Here is a 19,313-nt window from a genome sequence, read left to right as displayed (position 1 = left end):
CGCGGCCCGGCGGGCGGGAGGACGGTGCCGGCCGCGGGGCCGGCGGTCGTCACACGCGCCGGGGCGGCACGGTGAGGTGGTATCCGGAGTCGATCAGGTAGGGAAGCCATTCCCGGAGCGCGCGGACGGTCTGCGAACGGTCGCCCCCGGCGTCGTGGGAGAGCACCACGACGCCGGGGGCGGCTCCGCTCTCCACCTGGTCGATGATGGTGCCGGTGCCGGGCTCCATCCAGTCGGTGGTGTCCACCGTCCACGCCATCGGCTCCATGCCCATCTCGGCGCCCAGTTGGAAGGCGGCCCGGTTCCAGGCGCCGTAGGGGGCGCGGAACCACTGCGGGCGCTCGCCGTAGGTGTCCTCGATGATGTCGCTGGTGCGCTCCATCTCGGAGCGGATCTCCTTGCGGCGCAGCGTCGTCAGCAGCGGGTGCGTCCAGGTGTGGTTGCCGACGACATGGCCCTCGTCGGCCATCCGGGCCAGCAGTTCGCGGTTGTCGGCGACGCACTCCCCGCACACGAAGAACATCGCCCGGACGTCGTACTTGGCGAGGGTGTCCAGGATGTGCGGGGTGTAGGCGGGGTTGGGGCCGTCGTCGAAGGTCAGCATCATGCGCCGGCCGCGCCCGGAGATCTCCAGGATCGGTTTCCTGCGCACCTTGAGCTTGCGGGGCGCGGTGCGCGGCGGTCCGTATCCGGTGAACGGCTGGAGCCGGAAGGCGGAGGGCTTGAGGGCCTGGCGGGCCTGCGGGCCGGGAACCGGGGCCACCGCGGTCCCGGCGGTCTCCTCGCCGCCGGCCGCCAGGACGATTCCGGCGGTGCCCGCCGTCCCGAGGGCGGCGGCGCCCGCGAGAAGCATCCGGCGGCGCGTGAACAACTGATCCTTCTGCATGACTCATCAGTCGCCCCGTCGGGCTCCGCCGCACCGCAACGCCACCGGTGCGGCGGCGGGAATGCACCCGGACAGCCGAGTGGCCGGCGCGCTCAGCGGCGGCGCACGAGCGGGAAGGGGAGCGTCTCGCGGATCGTCCGGCCGGTGAGGAACATGACGAGCCGGTCGACGCCGAGCCCGAGGCCGCCGGTCGGGGGCATGGCGTAGGCGAGGGCCTGGAGGAAGTCCTCGTCCAGTTCCATGGCCTCCGGATCGCCGCCCGCGGCCAGCAGCGACTGTTCGGTGAGCCGGCGGCGCTGTTCGACGGGGTCCGTCAGCTCCGAGTAGGCCGTGCCGAGTTCGGTGCCGAAGGCGACGAGGTCCCAGCGTTCGGCGAGCCGCGGGTCGGCGCGGTGCTGCCGGGTCAGCGGGGAGACGTCGGTCGGGAAGTCCCGGTAGAAGGTGGGCGGTCCGGTCCGGTGTTCGACCAGCCGTTCGTACATCTCCAGCACGACGTCGCCGGGGCCGTCGTCGGCGGTGTACGGCACTCCGGCGCGGTCGCACAGCCGGTGCAGCCGCAGCAGTTCGGTGCCGGGGCCGATCTCCTCCCCGAGCGCCTCGGAGATCGCACCGTACACGGTCTTGACCGGCCAGGTCCCGGAGATGTCGTGCTCCTCCCCGTCCTTGCGGGCCACCGGGGAGCCGAAGGCGGCGGTGGCGGCGCCCTGGATCAGCTCGCGGGCGAGGTCCAGCATGACGTCGTAGTCGGCGTGGGCCTGGTAGGCCTCCAGCATCGTGAACTCGGGGTTGTGCTTGTAGGAGACGCCCTCGTTGCGGAAGGTCCGGCCCAGTTCGAAGACCTTCTCCAGGCCGCCGACGCACAGCCGCTTCAGATACAGCTCGGGGGCGATGCGCAGGTACAGGTCGAGGTCGTAGGCGTTGATGTGGGTGGTGAAGGGGCGGGCGTTGGCGCCGCCGTGGATCTGCTGGAGCATCGGCGTCTCGACCTCCAGGTAGCCACGGTCCAGCAGGCCTTGGCGCAGGGCCTGTACGGCGGCGGATCGGGCGCGGAGGACGGCGCGGGCGTCGGCGCTGGTGATCAGGTCCAGGTGGCGGCGGCGGACCTTGGACTCGGCGTCGGTGAGGCCGCGCCGCTTGTCGGGCAGCGGGTGCAGGCACTTGCCGGTGAGCTGCCAGGAGGTGACGAAGACGGTGGGCTCGCCCCGGTCGCTCGGCCGGGCGCGGCCGGCGACGGTGAGGTGGTCGCCGATGTCGATGTCGGCGGTGAAGCGGCCGAGCGCCGGTCCGCAGCCGTCGCGGGTGAGGGCGATCTGGTGGTCGCCGGACCAGTCGCGCAGTACGGCGAAGACGATGCCGCCGAAGTCGCGGACCAGCATGACGCGTCCGGCGACGGTGACGTCCTCGCCGGGCGGTACGTCGGCGAGGGCGTGGGTGGGGGCGGGGACGCCCACGGGATAGGGGTCGGTGCCGGCGGCGCGCAGCCGGTCCAGGGTGCGGTACCGGACGCGGACCTGGTCGGGCAGGCCCGCGTCCGGGGCGGCGGGTCCGGCCTCGTCCCCTCCGTCGAGACCGAGCGCCGGCCGGGACGGCGGGCCCGCGGTGGCGGCGGGCCGCCGTCCTGTCTTCGGGTGCCCCTTTCCCCAGAGTTTGCGCAGGGACGGTACGGACACGAAGCCTTCGGCGATGCCGGAGGCGAGGCCGATGCGGGCGAGGGCCGCGGTGTCGCCGTAACAGATGAAGCGCGGGTACCACTCGGGGCGGTACTTGGCGTTGGAGCGGTACAGGGCCTCCAGCTGCCACCAGCGGGAGAGGAAGAGCAGCAGCCGGCGCCAGAGCCTGAGGACCGGTCCGGCGCCGATCCGGGCGCCCTCCTCGAACACCGACCGGAAGACGGCGAAGTTCAGGGAGATCCGGCGCACGCCGAGTTTCGGGGCTGCCGCGCACAGTTCGGTGACCATGAACTCCATCACGCCGTTGGGGGCGGCGCGGTCACGGCGCATCAGGTCCAGGGACACGCCGTCGCGGCCCCAGGGGACGAAGGAGAGCAGCGCGAGCAGGCTGCCGTCCTCGCCGAGGGCCTCCACGAGCAGGCAGTCGCCGTCGGCGGGGTCGCCGAGCCGGTCCAGGGCCATGGAGAAGCCGCGCTCGGTCTCGGTGTCCCGCCAGGCGTCGGCCTTGGAGACGATCTCCTCCATCTCCCGTTCGGTGAGGCCCGCGTGCCGGCGGATGCGGCAGACGGCTCCGGTGCGGCGGACCCGGTGCACGGCCTGCCGGGTGACGCGCATGTCCCGGCCGCTCAGGTCGAACCCCGGGATGTGCAGGATCGCCTCGTCGCCGAGCTGGAGGGCGCCGAGGCCGGCGCGGGCGTAGGCGCGGGCGCCGGCCTCGGAGGCGCCCATCACGGCGGGGGCCCAGGCGTGCCGGCGGGCTCCGTCCAGCCAGGCGCCGACGGCGTGCGGCCAGGCCTCCGGGTCGCCGACGGGGTCGCCGCTGGCGAGGCAGACGCCGGCTTCGACGCGGTAGGTGACGGCCGCCTTGCCGCTGGGCGAGAAGACGACGGCCTTGTCGCGCCGGGTGGCGAAGTAGCCGAGGGAGTCCCGCTCGCCGTACGCGGCCAGCAGGGCCCGGATGCGGGCCTCCTCGTCGCCGTGCAGGGCGGCCTCCAGGCGCTGGGACCGGAACAGCGTGGCGGCGGCGTTGAGCAGGGCCAGCGCGCCGAGCAGGCCGAGGACGAAGGTGACCTGGTGCGGTGGGCGGCCGTCGAAGGAGCCGGCCGAGACCAGGCCGCCGCACACCCGGTCGGCCGCCCAGGCCAGGTGCTGGCCCGCCGGGAGCGTGCCCGGGAAGAGCTGGAGCAGGCCCCAGCCGAGCACGATCGCCACGGCGAGCCCGGCGAGCAGTACGGCGAGCGCCCGCCACACGGCACCCCGGCGGGAGGCGGCGTAGAACTCCCCGCGGGCCGCCACCAGCAGGAGCAGCAGCAGCGCGCACAGCACCAGCGACGGCAGCGACTCGGCATAGAGGCCGACGGCCGCGCCGAGAACGTCGGTGAGGACGAGCAGGCCGAGGTAGACGACGACCAGCCACCAGGCGACCTTCTTGCGGGCGGCGGTGGCGCCGGCCAGCAGGAACAGGAAGACGGCGTAGGCGAGGTTGGCGCTGATCGGGACCAGCAGCAGGTCGAGGGTGCGGACGACGGCGCCGAGCGGGCGGCGCAGCGGGGCGATGACTGCCAGCAGGGCGCACAGCAGGCCGAGTGCGGCGAAGAGGGTGGCGAAGGCCTCCGGTACCCGGCCGAGACGCCCGCCGCGCGTGCGTCCCGGGCCGCCGGCGCCTCTTCGGGCGGCCGGTTCCGCGGTGGCAGTCATGGTTCCGACTGTAGGAAGGCCCCGGATGCCTCGCCCGTCGAGCGGGCCCCGCGCATGGGCTGGAACAGCTCATTCCGATAGATTCGAAGCCGTGACGGAACAGCACGAACAGCCCGCGCACACGTTCGAGCGGGGCACGGACGGTCCGAAGGTCATCGTCGTGGGCGTGGACGGCTCCGACTCCTCGCTGCGGGCCGCGGCGTACGCGGGTGGTCTGGCCCGGCGGCAGCACGCGCTGCTGGCCGTGGTGTACGTGCAGCCGGTGCTGGCGGCCGGGGCGGCGCTCGGGGCGCCGGTGGCGGAGACGACCGACGAGATCGCCGAGGACCTGATCGCGCATATCAGGGAGGCGGCCGAGCGGGTCAAGGGGATATTCGACGTGCGCTGGGAGTTCCACACCTTCCGCGGGGACCCCTTCGGCGGGCTGGTGAAGGCGGCGGACGAGCTGAAGGCGGACGCGGTGGTGGTGGGCGCCTCGGAGCAGGCCGGCCACCGGATCATCGGCTCGGTGGCGGTCCGGCTGGTGAAGTCGGGACGCTGGCCGGTGACGGTCGTACCGTAGGGCGCCGCGGCGGCACCTGCCCGCGCCGTGCGTGGCGTCTTCCCTGGGCGCCGACCCTGAGACATCATGATCCGCCGTCAGCGGTTGCCGTGGTGAAGAGGTGAGGCACATGGGCAGGCTCCGCCCGGGTGAAGGGATTCTCCGCCGCAAACCCATCGAACACATCGAGGAGACCGAGGTCGTCGAGGGCACCAGCCTGGACAAGTCGCTGGGGCTGTGGCAGCTCACCGCGATCGGCGTGGGCGGGATCATCGGCGCGGGCATCTTCACGCTGGCCGGCACGGTGGCCAACGGCACGGCCGGACCCGCGGTACTGGTCTCCTTCCTGATCGCCGGCGTGGCGAGCGCCTGCGCGGCGCTGTCCTACGCCGAGTTCGCGGGACTGATCCCGAAGGCGGGTTCGGCGTACACGTACGGCTATGCCGTGCTCGGCGAGTTCGCGGGCTGGTTCATCGGCTGGGACCTGCTGCTGGAGTACACGGCCATCGTGGCCGTGGTGGCCATCGGCATCTCCGGCTACTTCAGTTTCCTCGTCGAGGAGATGGGCGCCGATCTGCCGCAGTGGATGCTGGGGGCGCCCGGCACCGGCACCGGGCACCGGGTCGACCTGTTCGCGGCCGTGCTGTGTCTGCTGATCGCCTGGCTGCTGAACCTGGGCATCCGCACCGCGGCCCGCTTCGAGACGTTCGTGGTCGCCCTGAAGGTGCTGGTGGTGCTGCTGGTGATCGGGGTGGGCGTGTTCCACATCAACACGGCGAACTACCACCCCTTCTTCCCGTTCGGCCTCAGCGGCGCCTTCACCGGTGCCGCGACGGTGTTCTTCGCGGTGTTCGGCTACGACGCGATGTCGACGGCGGCCGAGGAGTCGAAGAACGCGCAGCAGTACATGCCGAAGGCGATCATCTACTCGCTGGCGATCTCGATGGTCCTGTACGTGGCGGCCTGCCTGGTGCTCACCGGGATGCAGAACTACAAGGACATCGACCCGGAGAGCGGCTTCTCCACGGCGTTCAAGTCGGTGGGCCTGGACGCGCTGGCGGACGTGATCGCGGTCGGCGCGATCATCGGCATCCTCACGGTGATGTTCACGTTCATGCTGGGCGTCACCCGGGTGTGGTTCTCGATGTCCCGTGACGGGCTGCTGCCCACGTGGTTCGCGAAGACGCACCCGACGCGGCACGTGCCGACCCGGGTGACCTGGATCGTCGGGGCGGCGTCCGCGGTCATCGCCGGGTTCGTCCCGATCGGCGAGGCGGCCGAGCTGACCAACATCGGCATCCTGCTGGCGTTCGTGGTGGTGTGCGTGGCGGTGATCGTGCTGCGCTACCGGCAGCCGGAACTGCCGCGCACCTTCCGGACGCCGTGGATGCCGTTCGTGCCCGCGCTGGGTGTCGTCTTCTCCATCTGGCTGATCACGTTCCTGAAGTGGGAGACGTGGGTGCGGTTCGTGGTGTGGTTCCTGATCGGCTGCGTGATCTACTTCGGCTACTCCTACCGGCGCTCGGTGCTCGCCACCCGGCATCCCGCCGACTGATCACTCCCCCATGACCAGGCCGTCCTGGGCGGCCCCGCGGCTGAGGACCACGCTCGCGATCCGGTCGCGCACCGCCTCCTGGTCGGCGCCCTGGGCGATGGCCCGGTCGAGGTCGACGACCCGGCCGGCGTCGAGGTCGTACAACTGCGGGAGGAATTCGGCCTTGACGACCCGCCAGGGGCCGCCCGGACGGGCCGGCGGGGCGAAGGTGAAGCGGCCGAGGCTGGACTCGTTGCCGCGCGGGTCCTGGGCGCCCTGGCGGTTGTACATCTCGCCGGCGATCTGGTCGCCCAGTCCGTAGACCACCCAGGTGCCGTTGACCTTCTCGTACGCCTGCGGGACATGGGCGTGGGCGCCGAGGATCAGGTCGATGTCCGGGCGGCCGTTCGTGGCCGAGGCGGTGAGCTGCTGGGCGAGGGTGAGCTGGAGCCGGTCGGGTTCCTCCTGCCACTCGGTGCCCCAGTCCACGGAGACCACGACCACGTCGGCGCCGCCCCGCCGGGCGGCACGGGCGTCGGCGATCACCCGGTCGGCGTCCATGAGGTTGACCGCCCAGGGCCGTCCGGGCGGCAGCGGGTAATTGGTCCCGAAGGTGTACGACAGATGGGCGACCTTGGCCCGGCCGGCCCGGAGCATGCCGACCGAGCGGGCCTCGGTCTCGCTGCGGGCGGTCCCGGCGTGCCGCAGGCCGGCCTTGTCCATCGCGTCGAGGGTGCGCGCGATGCCGGCGGTGCCGTCGTCCATGGCGTGGCCGGAGGCGGTGGAGCAGCTGTCGTAGCCGGTCGCGGCGAGGGCCTCGGCGATCTGCGGCGGGGACTTGAAGACGGGGTAGCCGGTGTAGTCGCCGTCGGCGCCGTAGACGGTACCCATGTGGCACAGCGCCAGGTCGGCGCGGGAGACGACCGGTTGGACGCCGGAGAGCATGGGCCGGAAGTCGTGCCCGCTGCGGTCGGCGTCGTAGGCGGCCCGCTCGATGACGGAGGTGTGCGGCAGGACGTCGCCGGTCGCGACGAGGGTGAAGCCGCCGTCGCCGCTGGTCACGGCGGGCGCCGGCTGTCCCCTCGTGCCGGATTCCTGGTGCTGGTTCTGGCAGGCCGCCCCGGCCGCGAGAACGGCGGTCAGGGCCAGGGCCACCTGCTGTCTGCGTCCGATCATCAACTCACCCCAGCATTGTCGTATATACAGACGAAGCCGTGACGGGCATATGGGTATGAATCTGATGTACCGGATAAACAGTCCGGGCGGCCTCATTAGCCCGTCCGGTGCCCTGGTGTACCGCTCGTCCGGCCGTCCGGTGCCCCGGTGTACCGCTCGTCCGACCGTTCGCCGCCCCGATCGACCGTCCGTCGCACGACCGGGTCCGCGATCTTTCCGCCGGCCGCGGCCTGCGCTGCCATACGGCCATGACGGCCGGAACCTCACTCACCACCGGGCCCACGACCGCCGAGCACGAGCTGGCCGCGCTCCAGCGCGAGCACGGCGGCCCGCTGTTCGCGCTGCTGCTCAGGCTCTGCGACGGGGACCGCCAGCGCGCCGAGGACCTCGTCCAGGAGACCCTGGTACGCGCCTGGCAGCACCCGGAGGCCCTGCACGCCCACGACTTCGACTCCGTACGGCCCTGGCTGCTCACCGTGGCCCGGCGGCTCGCGATCGACGCCCGGCGGGCCCGGCAGGCACGGCCGCCCGAGAGCGGCGACGAGGTCCCCGAGAACGCGCGGGTGACCGCGGACCACGCCGAGCGGGCCGCCGCGATGCTCGATGTCCGGGAGGCTGTGAAGACACTCACTCCGGAGCACCGTGACGTCCTGATACTGGTGTATTTCCGCGGGGCCAGTGTGACGGAGGCGGCGCAGGCCCTGGGGATACCACCCGGTACCGTGAAATCCCGCGCGTACTACGCGCTGCGCGCCCTGCGCCGGGTGCTTCCGGGTTATGCGGCCGACCTGCGGTGAAACCGGAAGCCTGGTCAAACCTCGGTAAAGCGCCTTGCTGTAGCCCCCGTTCGGGCAATGGGCTGTCCTCATCCGCGTTCCGGGCGAGGGCGGGACGGTGATCCCGTCGACGGCCCGGGCGACGCGCACGCACCGGAGGAAGGGCAGGAAGGGATGCTGCACAGAGGTCACGAGAGCACGGACGGCGACGAACTGGCCGTCCCGATGGCCTGGTTGTACGCCGAGTACATCGCCGACGAGTTGCTGCGCACCGGCGATCTGATGCCGCCGACGTCCTTCGAGTTCCGGGCCGGCCGGGACGCGCTGGCGCTGACCGTCTTCCTCTCCGACACCGACGGGGAGCTCTCCGGCATCCGGGTGATCTCCCAGCTGGAGAACTGGCTGGCGCTGACCGCGTACGACCAGCCGTGGCAGGACTGGGTGCGGGCACGCATGGCCGAGCTGACCGAGCGGGCGGCCGGCTCCGGCGTCCCCTGCCCGGACCTGGCACTGGCGTGGGACGCCTGGCGCTGGCTGGAGGAGACCGAGCTGCTCGCGCCGGACCTGGACGCGGTGCCGGGCGGCGGCGCGGTGTTCGGGGAGGACGACGGGCCGAAGGTGTGGACACCGGCCTGGCGGCTCGGGCTGCCCCTCGGGCACCTCGCGATCCACCTCTTCTGAATCTTCTGGAATTCACACCAATCCGCGGGCCGGGCCGCTCCGAATCTCTTGTCCGTGATTCTGTGCGTGGCTTGAGTGATTCGGCCGTCGGCTGCGTACGGGTGGGAGCAAGGAGTAACCCCACCCGCACCCATAGGCACGAGGATTCGGCATGAGGTCCCTGGAAAGGCATCGCGACGTCGGCGCGTACGCGCTCGGCGTGCTGGACGAGGCGGAGGCCTTCCGCTTCGAGGACCACCTCATGGAGTGCCCCCAGTGCGCGGCACACGTGACCGAGTTCGGGCCCGCGACCCGGCAGCTGATGCTGTACCGCCGGGCCACGCCGCGCTTCGTGCACCCCATGACACAGCCCGGTCCCCGGCTGCTGGACCGGCTGCTCGGCGAGCTGACGCACCGGCGCCGGGCGCGGCGCCGCCGCATGCTCTACGGCCTGGCCGCCTCGGTGGTGCTGGCCGTCGCCGGCCCGGGGATCGTGGCCTTCTCCGGCCACGCGGAGCCGGCCGCACGGGTCACCGCGGCGACCGATCCGCACACCGGGGTGTGGGCGCAGGTCACCTCCGAGGACGAGGACTGGGGCAGCGACCTCAGGCTGGAGGTCAAGGACGGCTCCGGATCGCACACCTGCCGCCTGGTCGCGGTCGGCGACGACGGCACGGAACAGGTCGTCGCCGGGTGGACCAACCCGGGCGACGGCACCCGGCCCACCACCACGATGGGCGCCAGCGCGCTGCACCCGGACCAGATCCTGCGCTACGAGGTCCGCACGGACGACGGGAAACGGCTGGTCACGCTGGAGGCACGGTGACGGCACCGGGCCGGGCTCACTTCAGCAGCCGGGACAGACGGCGGTCGGCCAGGGGCTTGCCGCCCGTCTGGCAGGTCGGGCAGTACTGGAGCGAGGAGTCGGCGAAGGAGACCTCCCGGATGGTGTCGCCGCACACCGGGCAGGGTTCGCCGGTGCGGCCGTGGACGCGCAGACCGCTCTTCTTCTCCGCCTTCAGCCGGCCGGCCGCCACGCCCCGGGACCGCTCGACCGCCTCGGTGAGCGTGCCGCGCAGCGCCTCGTACAGGCGGTGGGTCTCCTCCGGGGTGAGGGCCGCGGCGAGCTTGAACGGGGACATCTTCGCGGCGTGCAGGATCTCGTCGCTGTAGGCGTTGCCGACGCCCGCGATCAGTGACTGGTCGCGCAGAGCGCCCTTCAGCTGCCGCCGTTCGGCCTTCAGCAGCGCCGCGAAGCGCTCCTCGTCGAAGTCGACGGCCAGCGGGTCGGGGCCGAGCCGGGCGACGCCCGGCACCTCTCCCGGTTCGCGCACGACGTACACGGCGAGGCGTTTCTGGGTGCCGGCCTCGGTCAGGTCGAAGCCCTCGCCGGTCTCCAGCGCCACCCGCAGCGCGAGCGGGCCCTTGCCCGGCTTCGGCGGTCCGTCCGGCAGCCGCTCCTTCCACTGGAGCCAGCCCGCGCGGGCCAGATGGGCCACCAGGTGCAGCCCGCCCCCTGTCTCGATGTCCAGGAACTTGCCGTGCCGGCGCACGGCCGTCACCTCGGCGCCCTCGAGGGCGGTGACCGGTGGGTCGTAGGTCTTCAGGACGCTGACGGCCACCGGCAGCACCCGCACCACCCGCAGTCCGACCAGGTGCTCGGAGAGGAAGTCCGTCAGCGCTTGTACCTCGGGCAATTCCGGCATACGTCCAGAGTGCCATCGGGTACCGACAGCGCCCGCACCGACAGCACGCCGCGGTCCCGCCCGGGCCGGATGTCGCGGCCGCGGGAACCGGTTCCGGGCCGCCCGGACGGGAAGCCGTGCCTAGGGCAGCCGGAACTCGCACCAGACCGCCTTGCCGCCGCCCCGGGCCTCCACGCCCCAGCTGTCGGCGAGCCGGTCCACGAGGAGCAGCCCGCGGCCGGAGACGCCGTTCTCGCCCGCTTCGCGGCGCCGCGGCAGGGCGCTGGAGCAGTCCTCGACCTCGATGCGCAGCCTGTGTTCCGCGGCGTCCAGGGCCCGCAGGGTGACGATCGCGGAGCCCTCGGTGTGCAGCAGGGCGTTGGTGATCAGCTCGTCGGCGACCAGCTCGATCTCGTCCGCCTGGTCGCCGGCCCCCCAGGCGCGTACCGCGGTGCGGATCATGTGCCGGGCCTGGGTGAGGGCCTCCGGGTCGCCGGGCGCCACATGCTGCTGGAGCCGGCCGCCGGGCCGCGTGGTCTCCCGGGCGCGGCGGCGCAGCAGGAGCAGGGCCACGTCGTCGTCGCCGCCCCGCTCCTCGGCCAGCTGGATCAGCCGGTCGGCGAGGTCGCGCACTTCTGCGGGTCCCTCGCAGATCAGCGCGGCGAGGCCGCGCATGCCGTCGTCCAGATCGGTGCCGGGCAGCTCGACCAGCCCGTCGGTGCACAGCAGCAGGGTGTGGCCCGGGTCGAGTTCCAGGGTGGTCACGGGGTACTCCAGCCGCCCGAACTCGGCGGACAGACCGAGCGGCAGCCCGCCCTCGACGGGAACCCGGTCGCAGGTGCCGTCGCTGCGCCGGATCATCGGGTCGATGTGCCCGGCGCGCACCACCTGGACGACTCCGGTGCCCAGATCGGCCTCCGCGTACAGGCAGGTGGCGAACCGGTCGGTGTCGAGTTCGTGCAGGAAGACCGAGGCGCGGGCCATCACCGTGGCCGGGGGGTGGCCCTCGGCGGCGTAGGCGCGCAGCACGATGCGCAGCTGGCCCATGACGGCCGCCGCGTGCGTGTCGTGGCCCTGCACGTCGCCGATGACCGCGCCGACCCGGCTTCCACCGGAGCCGGTGCCCCCGGGCAGCGGGATCAGGTCGTACCAGTCGCCGCCGATGTCCCGGCCCAGGGCGGCCGAGCGGTAGCGGACCGCGATGTCGGCGCCGCGGACGCTGGGGATGGTGCGGGGCAGCATGGCCTGCTGGAGGCCCTGGGCGAGGTCCTTCTCCTGCTCGTAGAGCATGGCCCGCATGAGGCTCTGCGCGATGCTGCTGCCGAGCGCGACCAGGACGGCGCGCTCCTCGTCGGAGAAGCCGCGCCGGTCGTCGTAGAGCAGGCCCATGGCGCCGATCGGGCGGGCCTGCGCGATCAGCGGCAGGTACGCGGCCGAGGTGATCCGCAGGTCGGTGATGTGCGGCCAGAGGATCGGGTAGTCCGCCGCGAACTCCTCCGCGGACTCGATGAACCGGGGGCTGAGCGTGCGCACGACCTCGCTCATGGGGTACTGCTCGTCGATCCGGGTGACGCGGGTGCCGGGGACGAAGCTGCCCACGGGGCCCTCGGCCACCAGCCGGATCCGGCCCGCCTCGACCAGGCCCATCACCAGGCTGGCCGCGCCCAGATGGCGGATGCCGTGGGCGTCCTTGAGGACGTCGATGACGTCCTGGACGCTGCGGGCGTGGGCGAGGGCCGCGGAGATGACCTGGACGACGCTGGTCTGCTGGCGGAACGCCTCGTCCTGGGCGGCCCGGAGACTGCGGGCCGCGCTGTCGGCGAGTTCCTGGGTGGCGTCGCGGACGATGCCGACGACCCGGCTCGGACGGCCCGACTCGTCGCGCCGGATGTAGCCCTGGGTGTGGGTCCAGCGCATGCTGCCGTCGCGGCGGCGGATGCGGAAGTAGGCGCCGTAGTTCTCGCTGCCGTCCTTGATCGCCCGGGCGACCGCGGCGTCGAGCCGGGCGGCCTCCGGCGGCGGCACCCGCACGGTCAGGGACTCCGGGCGCCCGTCGTACTCCTCGGGGAGCAGATCGAACACCTCGAAGGCCTGGGCGTCCATGTCCATCAGACCGGCGTCCAGGTCCCAGTCGAAACTGCCCATGTGGTTGAGCGCGAGGACCGGGTCCGGATGTGCGGGCCAGTCCTCCGGGAGTGACAGGGCGCTCGCTCCCCGATCGGCCATGGGGCCCACCTTGCCAGTATCCGGCGGATTCTTCGACTTGATCGGCGGGCACCGTGCGCCGGCGGGGAGCGCCGGGCGTGCGCGCGGCGGCCGTCCGCACGCCCGGCCGCTGTCCATACTCCCGGCCGCCAGGCGCATGCCCGGCCGTCGTCCATACGCCCGGCCTCGTCCACACGCCCGGCCGCCAGACGCATGCCCGGCCGCCGTCCACACGCCCGGCCTCGTCCACACGCCCGGCGGCCGGGCGCCCTCTCAGTCGTCGTCGGGGCCCGAGGAGGGGCCGGAGAGGTCGGGTGAGGCGCCGGAGGTGTCCGGGGTGGGAGCTGGGCCCGCGGGTTCCTCGGTGGGCGCCACGGGGTTCCGGGCCCCCCGGCCGTCGGCGTCGTCCGGGGGATCGGTACGGCCGCGCCCCGGGGCCGTGGGGCCGGGCGAGGACGGCGACGTACCGGGCCGGGACGGCCGCGTACCGGACGGGGACGGCCGCGTACCGGGCGAGGACGGCCGCGTACCGGGCGGGGACGGTGACGTACCGGACGGGGACCGTGGTGCGCCGGGCGGGGACGGCGGCCTGCCGGGCGAGGACGTCGGCGTGCCGGTGCGGGCCGGGGCGGCGGCCGGGCGGCTGTCGTGCGGGCTCGGCTGCCCCGTGGCCGGCGACCGAGTGGCCACCGGCGCGGTCGGGGACGCACTGGTGCCGGCCCGCACGGGCGGGGGCACGACATGGTCCCGGCGGACGTCGTGGCCGACCCGGCGCTCGATCCAGGCGCTGCTCTTGGAGTCGGCGATCGTGATGCTGGTGACGGCCCGGGGTGCCGGCGCCACCACGATCACCTTGTTCGGCCGGTAGCCGGCCCAGGGGGTACCGCGGGCGCCGGCCCCGCCGCGGGTCGGCGTGGGCGGTCCGAGCGGGTTGCCGCAGGCACAGCGCACCCGGGGCACGCCCCGGTCGTCGACGAGGACGGCGGTGCCGGCCTGGAGCACGGCCTGGTACCCGGTGGCCCGCCGGTTGCGGTAGGAGTGGTTGGTGACGCGTGTGTCGGAGCCGAGTACGACCGGGGTCAGGCCCCGCAGGTACTCCGGGAGCGCCGACCGGGTGACGCCGGCCGCGCGGGCGAAGGCGTCCGCCTTGGCCCGGTCCGCCGCGAGATAGCCGATGTGCCGCTCGACGTCACAGCCGGCGACGTGCGGGGTGCCGCGGTACAGCCCGGGTGTCGCGCCGGACAGGGTGCGGGCCGCGCGCAGGGGCGCCGCCAGCTCGGCGGCGGAGACCGGGACGGTGCTGCGGGGCGACGCCGGGCGGGTGGGGTCGGCGGTGGCCGCGGAGCCGGTGGCCGTGGAGTCGGTGAAGGGCTCGGGCCCCCGGTCGCCGACGGCCTGGAGGAAGACCAACTCGCCCACCCGGGTCTGCCTGACGCCGGAGCCCGCGCAGCCGGCGGCGAGGAGCAGCGCCGACAGCACGCAGACCGTGACCATGGTTCCGGTGGGTATCCGCACCGCGCACTCCACATCACGTTGGGTGATTACGCCCTATTGTTGGCATTGCACGGGTTTGGCTGGCAACTCGGGGAACACCGTGGCGAGACCGGCGCCGGCGCGGACGAGCGCCCGGCACCGGTGCACCCGAGCACGGAGCCGGTGTAGCCGTACAGGAGGGCGCGCACAGCCGTGGACTGGTTCACCGCACCGGGCGACTGGCTGAGCCGGCTGGTCTTCCAGCGGGCTCTGGCCGCCGTGTACCTGGTCGCCTTCCTGACGGCGGCCCTGCAGTTCCGGGCCCTGCTGGGCGAGCGCGGGATGCTGCCCATCCCCCGCTTCACCGCGCGGGTGCGGTTCCGGCGCGCCCCCAGCCTGTTCCAGCTGCACTACTCCGACCGCTTCTTCGCGGCGTGTGCGTGGGCGGGGTGCGCGGCGTCGGCGGCGCTGCTGGCCGGGGCGGACTACGCGCTGCCGCTGTGGGCCGGGATCCTGCTGTGGCTGGTGCCGTGGGCGCTGTACCTGTCGATCGTCAACGTGGGCCAGACGTGGTACGCGTTCGGCTGGGAGTCGCTGCTGCTGGAGACCGGCTTCCTGGCCGCGTTCCTCGGCAACGACGAGGTGGCGCCGCCGGTCGTCGTCCTGTTCCTGCTGCGCTGGATCCTGTTCCGGGTCGAGTTCGGCGCCGGGCTGATCAAACTGCGGGGCGACGCCTGCTGGCGGAAGCTGACCTGCCTGCACTACCACCACGAGACCCAGCCGATGCCGGGCCCGCTGAGCTGGTTCTTCCACCATCTGCCGAAGCCGCTGCACCGGGTCGAGGTGGCCGCCAACCACGTCACCCAGCTGGTCGTACCGGTCCTGCTGTTCACCCCGCAGCCGATCGCCTCGGCCGCCGCCGCCCTGATGATCGTCACCCAGCTGTGGCTGGTGCTCTCCGGCAACTTCTCCTGGCTGAACTGGATCACCATCGTGCTGGCCCTGTCCGCGCTGCGGCTGCCCACGACGGCGCCGCCCGTGCCGGCGGCCCCGCTGTGGTACGAGGCGCTGGTGCTCGCGGTCGCCGCACTGCTGGTCTTCCTGAGCTACCACCCGGTGGTGAACATGATCTCCCGCCGCCAGGTGATGAACCGCTCCTTCGATCCGCTGCACCTGGTGAACACCTACGGCGCCTTCGGCAGCGTCAGCCGGGTGCGCTACGAGGTGGTGGTCGAGGGCACGCTGGACGCCGCCCCGCGCGAGGACTCGGACTGGCGGGAGTACGCGTTCAGGGGCAAGCCCGGCGATCCCCGGCACTGGCCTCGCCAGTTCGCCCCCTACCATCTGCGCCTGGACTGGCTGATGTGGTTCGCGGCGCTGTCGCCCGGCTACGCCGGGGAGTGGTTCGGCGGCCTGGTGGAACGCCTGCTGGAGAACGACCGGGACACCCTGCGGCTGCTGCGCGGCTCGCCGTTCCCGCCGGACACCCCGCCCCGCTATGTCCGGGCGAGGCTGTTCCGGTACCGGTACACGAGCTGGCGGGAGCTGCGGGAGACGGGGGCGTGCTGGGAGCGGACGTTCGTGCGGGAGTACCTGCCGCCGACGCGGCTGGCGGGAGCCGTTCACAAGCCGTAGAGGCGGGCCGCGGTGTCGCCGCGCCCAGTGGGGCGTCAGGCGACGAGTTCGAACCCCCGCCCCGCCTCCGCACGGACGCGACGGTGCGCCGCCTGCTCGACATCACCGCCGACGTCGTGGACGCACTCAACGACGTGCGGCACCGCCCGAGTCGATCACGTCGGTGAAGGCGCGGCCGGCCGCCGCGACCCGGCGGGGCCGGGCGGCCAGGGGGCCGTCCAACTGGTCGTCCGGGAACGTGGCCACGACGACCGCGTCCACCGCCAGGGCTCGCACGACTCCGCGAGGAGAGCCTTCCCGGCGCGAGTCAGCGCCTCCGGAACCGCAGGGTCCGCAGTTCGAAGGGGCGCAGGCGTACGGCGATCCGCTCTCCGTCGCGCGCGGGGGGCTCCTCACCGGCGACCGGTCGCTCCAGCAGGTCCGTCACCGTGACGTCCGCGACCTCGAAACCGGCCGTCAGGGTGGCCCGGGCCCGGCCGCCGTGGGCCTCGTGGAAGCGGACGACCACGTCCCCGCTGCCGTCGTCGGCGAGCTTCACCGCCGTCACCACCACCGCGTCGTCGTCCACCGTGACCAGCGGGGCGACGTCGTGCGCGCCGGTCGCGGAGCGTTCCGGCAGATTGATCCGCCAGCCCTCGCGGACCGCGTCGGCGACGGAGGCACCGGGAACCAGGGCGTGCCTGAAGCGGTGGACGCCCTGGTCGGTCTCCGGGTCGGGAAAGCGCGGCGCGCGCAGCAGCGACACCCGGACCGTCGTGGTCGTACCGCGGTCGCCGGCCCCGCGCACCGTGCGGGTCACGTCGTGGCCGTACGTCGAGTCGTTGACGACGGCCACGCCCCAGCCGGGTTCCTCCAGGTGTACGAACCGGTGGTTGCACGCCTCGAACTTGGCGGCCTCCCAGGAGGTGTTGGTGTGCGTGGGCCGGTGCACGTGCCCGAACTGGGTCTCGGACGCGTACCGTTCGGCGTGCAGATCGAGCGGGAAGGCCAGTTTCAGGAACTTCTCCGTCTCGTGCCAGTCGACCTCGGTGTCGATGAGCAGCCGCCGCTCACCGGGCGGCAGCGACAGCAGCTGGGTGACCCGGGAGGCACCGAAGGCCCGCACGATCCGCACCGAGGCGCCGTCCTCGCCGGCCGTGACCGACTCGGCGCCGGTGAGGTCGGTGACCGTGTTGCGGTAGAACGAGTCGACGTCCCAGGCGTCCCACATGTTCGGGAAGTCGGGGTGCAGCTGGAGGAGGTTCGCGGCCTGGCCTGGGGCGATGGCCTCACGGTCGGCTGCGGGGTCGTAGGCGGAGACGACCAGGCCCCGGGCGTCGACGGCGATCCGCAGCAGGCCGTTGTCCAGTGTGAACCCGCCGTCCTCGCGCGCGCCGACCGTGGTGCCGCCGGCCGCGGCCGGGGTCGCGGCACCGCCTGCCGGGACACCATGGCGGGTGTGCGGAGCCGCGTTGAAGACCAGCGGCGTGCTGCCCTCCCCGGCGAGCGCGCGCTGGGCGCCCTCGATGATCGCGGTCAGCTCGGCGGCCACGCGCCCGTACGTCGCCCGGGCCTCCCGGTGCACCCAGGCGATCGACGAGCCGGGCAGGATGTCGTGGAACTGGTGCAGCAGGACCGTCTTCCAGATGCGGTCCAACTCCGCGTACGGATAGGGGAACCCGGCGCGCACGGCCGCGGTGGCCGCCCACAGTTCGGCCTCGCGCAGCAGGTGTTCGCTGCGCCGGTTGCCCTGCTTGGTCTTCGCCTGGCTGGTGAGGGTCGCCCGGTGCAGTTCGAGGTACAGCTCGCCGACCCAGACGGGCGGTGCGGGGTACTCGGCCTCGGCCTTCTCGAAGAACGCGCGCGGTGTCTCCCAGGTGACGGTGGCCGAGCCCTCCAGGTCGCGCAGCCGGGCCGCCTTGGCGACCATCTCCCGGGTCGTGCCGCCGCCTCCGTCGCCCCAGCCGGTGGGCGCGAGGGAGTGCCGGGCCCTGCCCTTGTCCCTGAAGTTACGGACCGCGTGGGCGATCTCGCTGCCCCTCATCGAGCAGTTGTAGGTGTCGACGGGCGGGAAGTGCGTGAAGATCCGGGTGCCGTCGATGCCCTCCCAGTGGAAGGTGTGGTGCGGGAACTTGTTCGTCTGCGACCAGGAGATCTTCTGCGTCAGCAGCCACTTGGAGCCGGCCGCCTTGATGATCTGCGGGAGGCCCGCGGCGAAGCCGAACGTGTCCGGCAGCCACGCCTCCTCGTTCTCGATGCCGAACTCGTCGAGGAAGAACCGCTTGCCGTGCACGAACTGGCGGGCCATCGCCTCCGACCCGGGCATATTGGTGTCCGACTCCACCCACATCCCGCCGGCCGGTACGAACCGCCCCTCCGCCACGGCCTTCTTCACCCGCGCCCACACCTCGGGCCGGTGCTCCTTCACCCAGGCCCACTGCTGCGCCTGGGACATGGCGAACACGAACTCCGGCTCGTCCTCGATGAGCGCGGTCATGTTGGACGTCGTACGGGCCACCTTGCGCACGGTCTCGCGCAGCGGCCACAGCCACGCCGAGTCGATGTGTGCGTGCCCGACGGCGCTGATCCGGTGCGCGGACGGCACGGCCGGGGCCGACAGCACACCGGTGAGCCGCTGCCGGGCCCGGTCCGCCGTGCCGTTCACGTCCTGGAGGTCGACGGCGTCCAGGGCCCCCTCGACCGCGCGCAGGACGTCGTGGCGGCGCGCGGAGTCCACGGGCAGCTCGGCCATCAGCTCGCCGAGCACCTCCAGGTCCAGCACCAGCTGCCACACGGTCTCGTCGAAGAGCGCGAGGTCCATGCGGGCCAGCGTGTACTGCGGCTCCCGCCCGGCGGTGTGCCGGTCGCCGAGCGACGTGGGCCGGAAGGGGTGGTAGTCCAGGATGACGGGGTTGGAGGCGGCCTCGATGTGCAGGCGCACCTCCTCGCCGCCCGCGACGGGCGCGCCGATCCGCACCCACTGGTTGCGCGGGTTGAGGCCCTTCACCGGCGTGCCGTCGGGCCGGTAGACCAGGCCCTCGCACTGGAAGCCGGGCATGTTCTCGTCGAAGCCCAGGTCCAGCAGGGCCTCGACGGTCCTCCCGGCCCACGCCTCGGGCACGGTCCCGGTCACCCGGAACCAGCTGGTGCCCCAGGGGGCACCCCACCGGGCGCCCGTCTCCATCGGCTCGGGCTCTGCGGCGAGTCCCTCGGCGACCGGTACGGGCTCGCCGGGCGCGTGCCACACCGCGACCTGGAGCGGCACGGACTCGGGGTACACGGCAGGGCGGATACGTTCGTCGAGGACGCGCCTGAGGCGGGCTTCCACCAGAGTGCGGTCGTCATGCATGCGGTCTGCTCCCTGCGGGGTTCCGGGTGATGACCAAGGGGTGATC

General features: G+C 73.0%; 14 protein-coding genes. 6 read left to right on the top strand and 8 right to left on the bottom strand.

Features of this window, described 5'->3' with window-relative positions:
* Nucleotides 1–49: 49 nt before the first annotated feature.
* Together JK361_RS04255 and lysX are read right to left on the bottom strand one after the other, a co-directional pair.
* Nucleotides 50–886 carry a polysaccharide deacetylase family protein gene (locus tag JK361_RS04255; RefSeq protein WP_201814296.1) on the bottom strand — a complete coding sequence of 279 codons (837 nt, stop codon included), beginning with the start codon at nt 884–886 and terminating at the stop codon, nt 50–52.
* Nucleotides 887–978: 92 nt separating this feature from the next.
* On the bottom strand, nt 979–4,254 hold the full coding sequence (gene lysX, locus JK361_RS04250; RefSeq protein WP_201814295.1) for a bifunctional lysylphosphatidylglycerol synthetase/lysine--tRNA ligase LysX: 3,276 nt from the start codon (nt 4,252–4,254) through the stop codon (nt 979–981).
* A gap of 91 nt (nt 4,255–4,345) precedes the next feature.
* On the opposite strand from lysX, the gene JK361_RS04245 reads away from it, so the two are divergent.
* Together JK361_RS04245 and JK361_RS04240 are read left to right on the top strand one after the other, a co-directional pair.
* Nucleotides 4,346–4,816, top strand: coding sequence for a universal stress protein (locus JK361_RS04245; protein WP_201814294.1), 471 nt, complete (start codon nt 4,346–4,348; stop codon nt 4,814–4,816).
* 109 nt (nt 4,817–4,925) lie between these two features.
* Nucleotides 4,926–6,350, top strand: a complete 1,425-nt coding sequence (locus JK361_RS04240) for an amino acid permease (RefSeq protein ID WP_201814293.1) — start codon at nt 4,926–4,928, stop codon at nt 6,348–6,350.
* On the opposite strand, the gene JK361_RS04235 is transcribed toward JK361_RS04240, so the two are convergent.
* Entirely contained in the window at nt 6,351–7,505 is a 1,155-nt protein-coding gene (locus JK361_RS04235; protein ID WP_201814292.1) for a CapA family protein, read from the bottom strand. It abuts the gene before it with no gap.
* 248 nt (nt 7,506–7,753) lie between these two features.
* Here JK361_RS04235 and JK361_RS04230 point away from each other — a divergent pair, with 248 nt between their 5' ends.
* The 3 genes from JK361_RS04230 to JK361_RS04220 all read left to right on the top strand — a co-directional run bounded on the left by JK361_RS04230 (nt 7,754) and on the right by JK361_RS04220 (nt 9,767).
* The gene (locus JK361_RS04230) at nt 7,754–8,302 is read left to right on the top strand and encodes a sigma-70 family RNA polymerase sigma factor (RefSeq protein WP_201814291.1); all 549 of its coding nucleotides are present in this window, start codon (nt 7,754–7,756) and stop codon (nt 8,300–8,302) included.
* 153 nt (nt 8,303–8,455) lie between these two features.
* Nucleotides 8,456–8,962 carry a hypothetical protein gene (locus JK361_RS04225; RefSeq protein WP_201814290.1) on the top strand — a complete coding sequence of 169 codons (507 nt, stop codon included), beginning with the start codon at nt 8,456–8,458 and terminating at the stop codon, nt 8,960–8,962.
* 151 nt (nt 8,963–9,113) lie between these two features.
* Complete coding sequence (locus JK361_RS04220; RefSeq protein WP_201814289.1) at nt 9,114–9,767, top strand: zf-HC2 domain-containing protein; 654 nt, start codon at nt 9,114–9,116, stop codon at nt 9,765–9,767.
* Nucleotides 9,768–9,783: 16 nt separating this feature from the next.
* Here the strand turns inward: JK361_RS04220 and JK361_RS04215 are convergent, their stop codons facing one another.
* The 3 genes from JK361_RS04215 to JK361_RS04205 form a co-directional block, all read right to left on the bottom strand.
* A complete protein-coding gene (locus JK361_RS04215; protein WP_201814288.1) occupies nt 9,784–10,647 on the bottom strand; it encodes an Fpg/Nei family DNA glycosylase in 864 nt (287 codons plus the stop codon).
* A gap of 120 nt (nt 10,648–10,767) precedes the next feature.
* Entirely contained in the window at nt 10,768–12,852 is a 2,085-nt protein-coding gene (locus tag JK361_RS04210; protein ID WP_201814287.1) for a SpoIIE family protein phosphatase, read from the bottom strand.
* 252 nt (nt 12,853–13,104) lie between these two features.
* Nucleotides 13,105–14,346, bottom strand: a complete 1,242-nt coding sequence (locus tag JK361_RS04205; protein WP_201814286.1) for a DUF6777 domain-containing protein — start codon at nt 14,344–14,346, stop codon at nt 13,105–13,107.
* Between the two features lie 171 nt (nt 14,347–14,517).
* On the opposite strand from JK361_RS04205, the gene JK361_RS04200 reads away from it, so the two are divergent.
* Nucleotides 14,518–15,939, top strand: a complete 1,422-nt coding sequence (locus JK361_RS04200; RefSeq protein ID WP_201814285.1) for a lipase maturation factor family protein — start codon at nt 14,518–14,520, stop codon at nt 15,937–15,939.
* Nucleotides 15,940–16,065: 126 nt separating this feature from the next.
* Here the strand turns inward: JK361_RS04200 and JK361_RS04195 are convergent, their stop codons facing one another.
* Both JK361_RS04195 and JK361_RS04190 read right to left on the bottom strand, forming a co-directional pair.
* The gene (locus JK361_RS04195) at nt 16,066–16,215 is read right to left on the bottom strand and encodes a hypothetical protein (RefSeq protein WP_201814284.1); all 150 of its coding nucleotides are present in this window, start codon (nt 16,213–16,215) and stop codon (nt 16,066–16,068) included.
* A gap of 31 nt (nt 16,216–16,246) precedes the next feature.
* Complete coding sequence (locus JK361_RS04190) at nt 16,247–19,267, bottom strand: alpha-mannosidase (RefSeq protein WP_201814283.1); 3,021 nt, start codon at nt 19,265–19,267, stop codon at nt 16,247–16,249.
* Between the last annotated feature and the right edge of the window lie 46 nt (nt 19,268–19,313).

This window comes from Streptomyces musisoli, assembly GCF_016741855.1.
Taxonomy (GTDB): domain Bacteria; phylum Actinomycetota; class Actinomycetes; order Streptomycetales; family Streptomycetaceae; genus Streptomyces; species Streptomyces musisoli.
The sequence above is the reverse complement of the archived record's forward strand: the minus strand, read 5'-3'. Positions and strand labels throughout refer to the sequence as shown.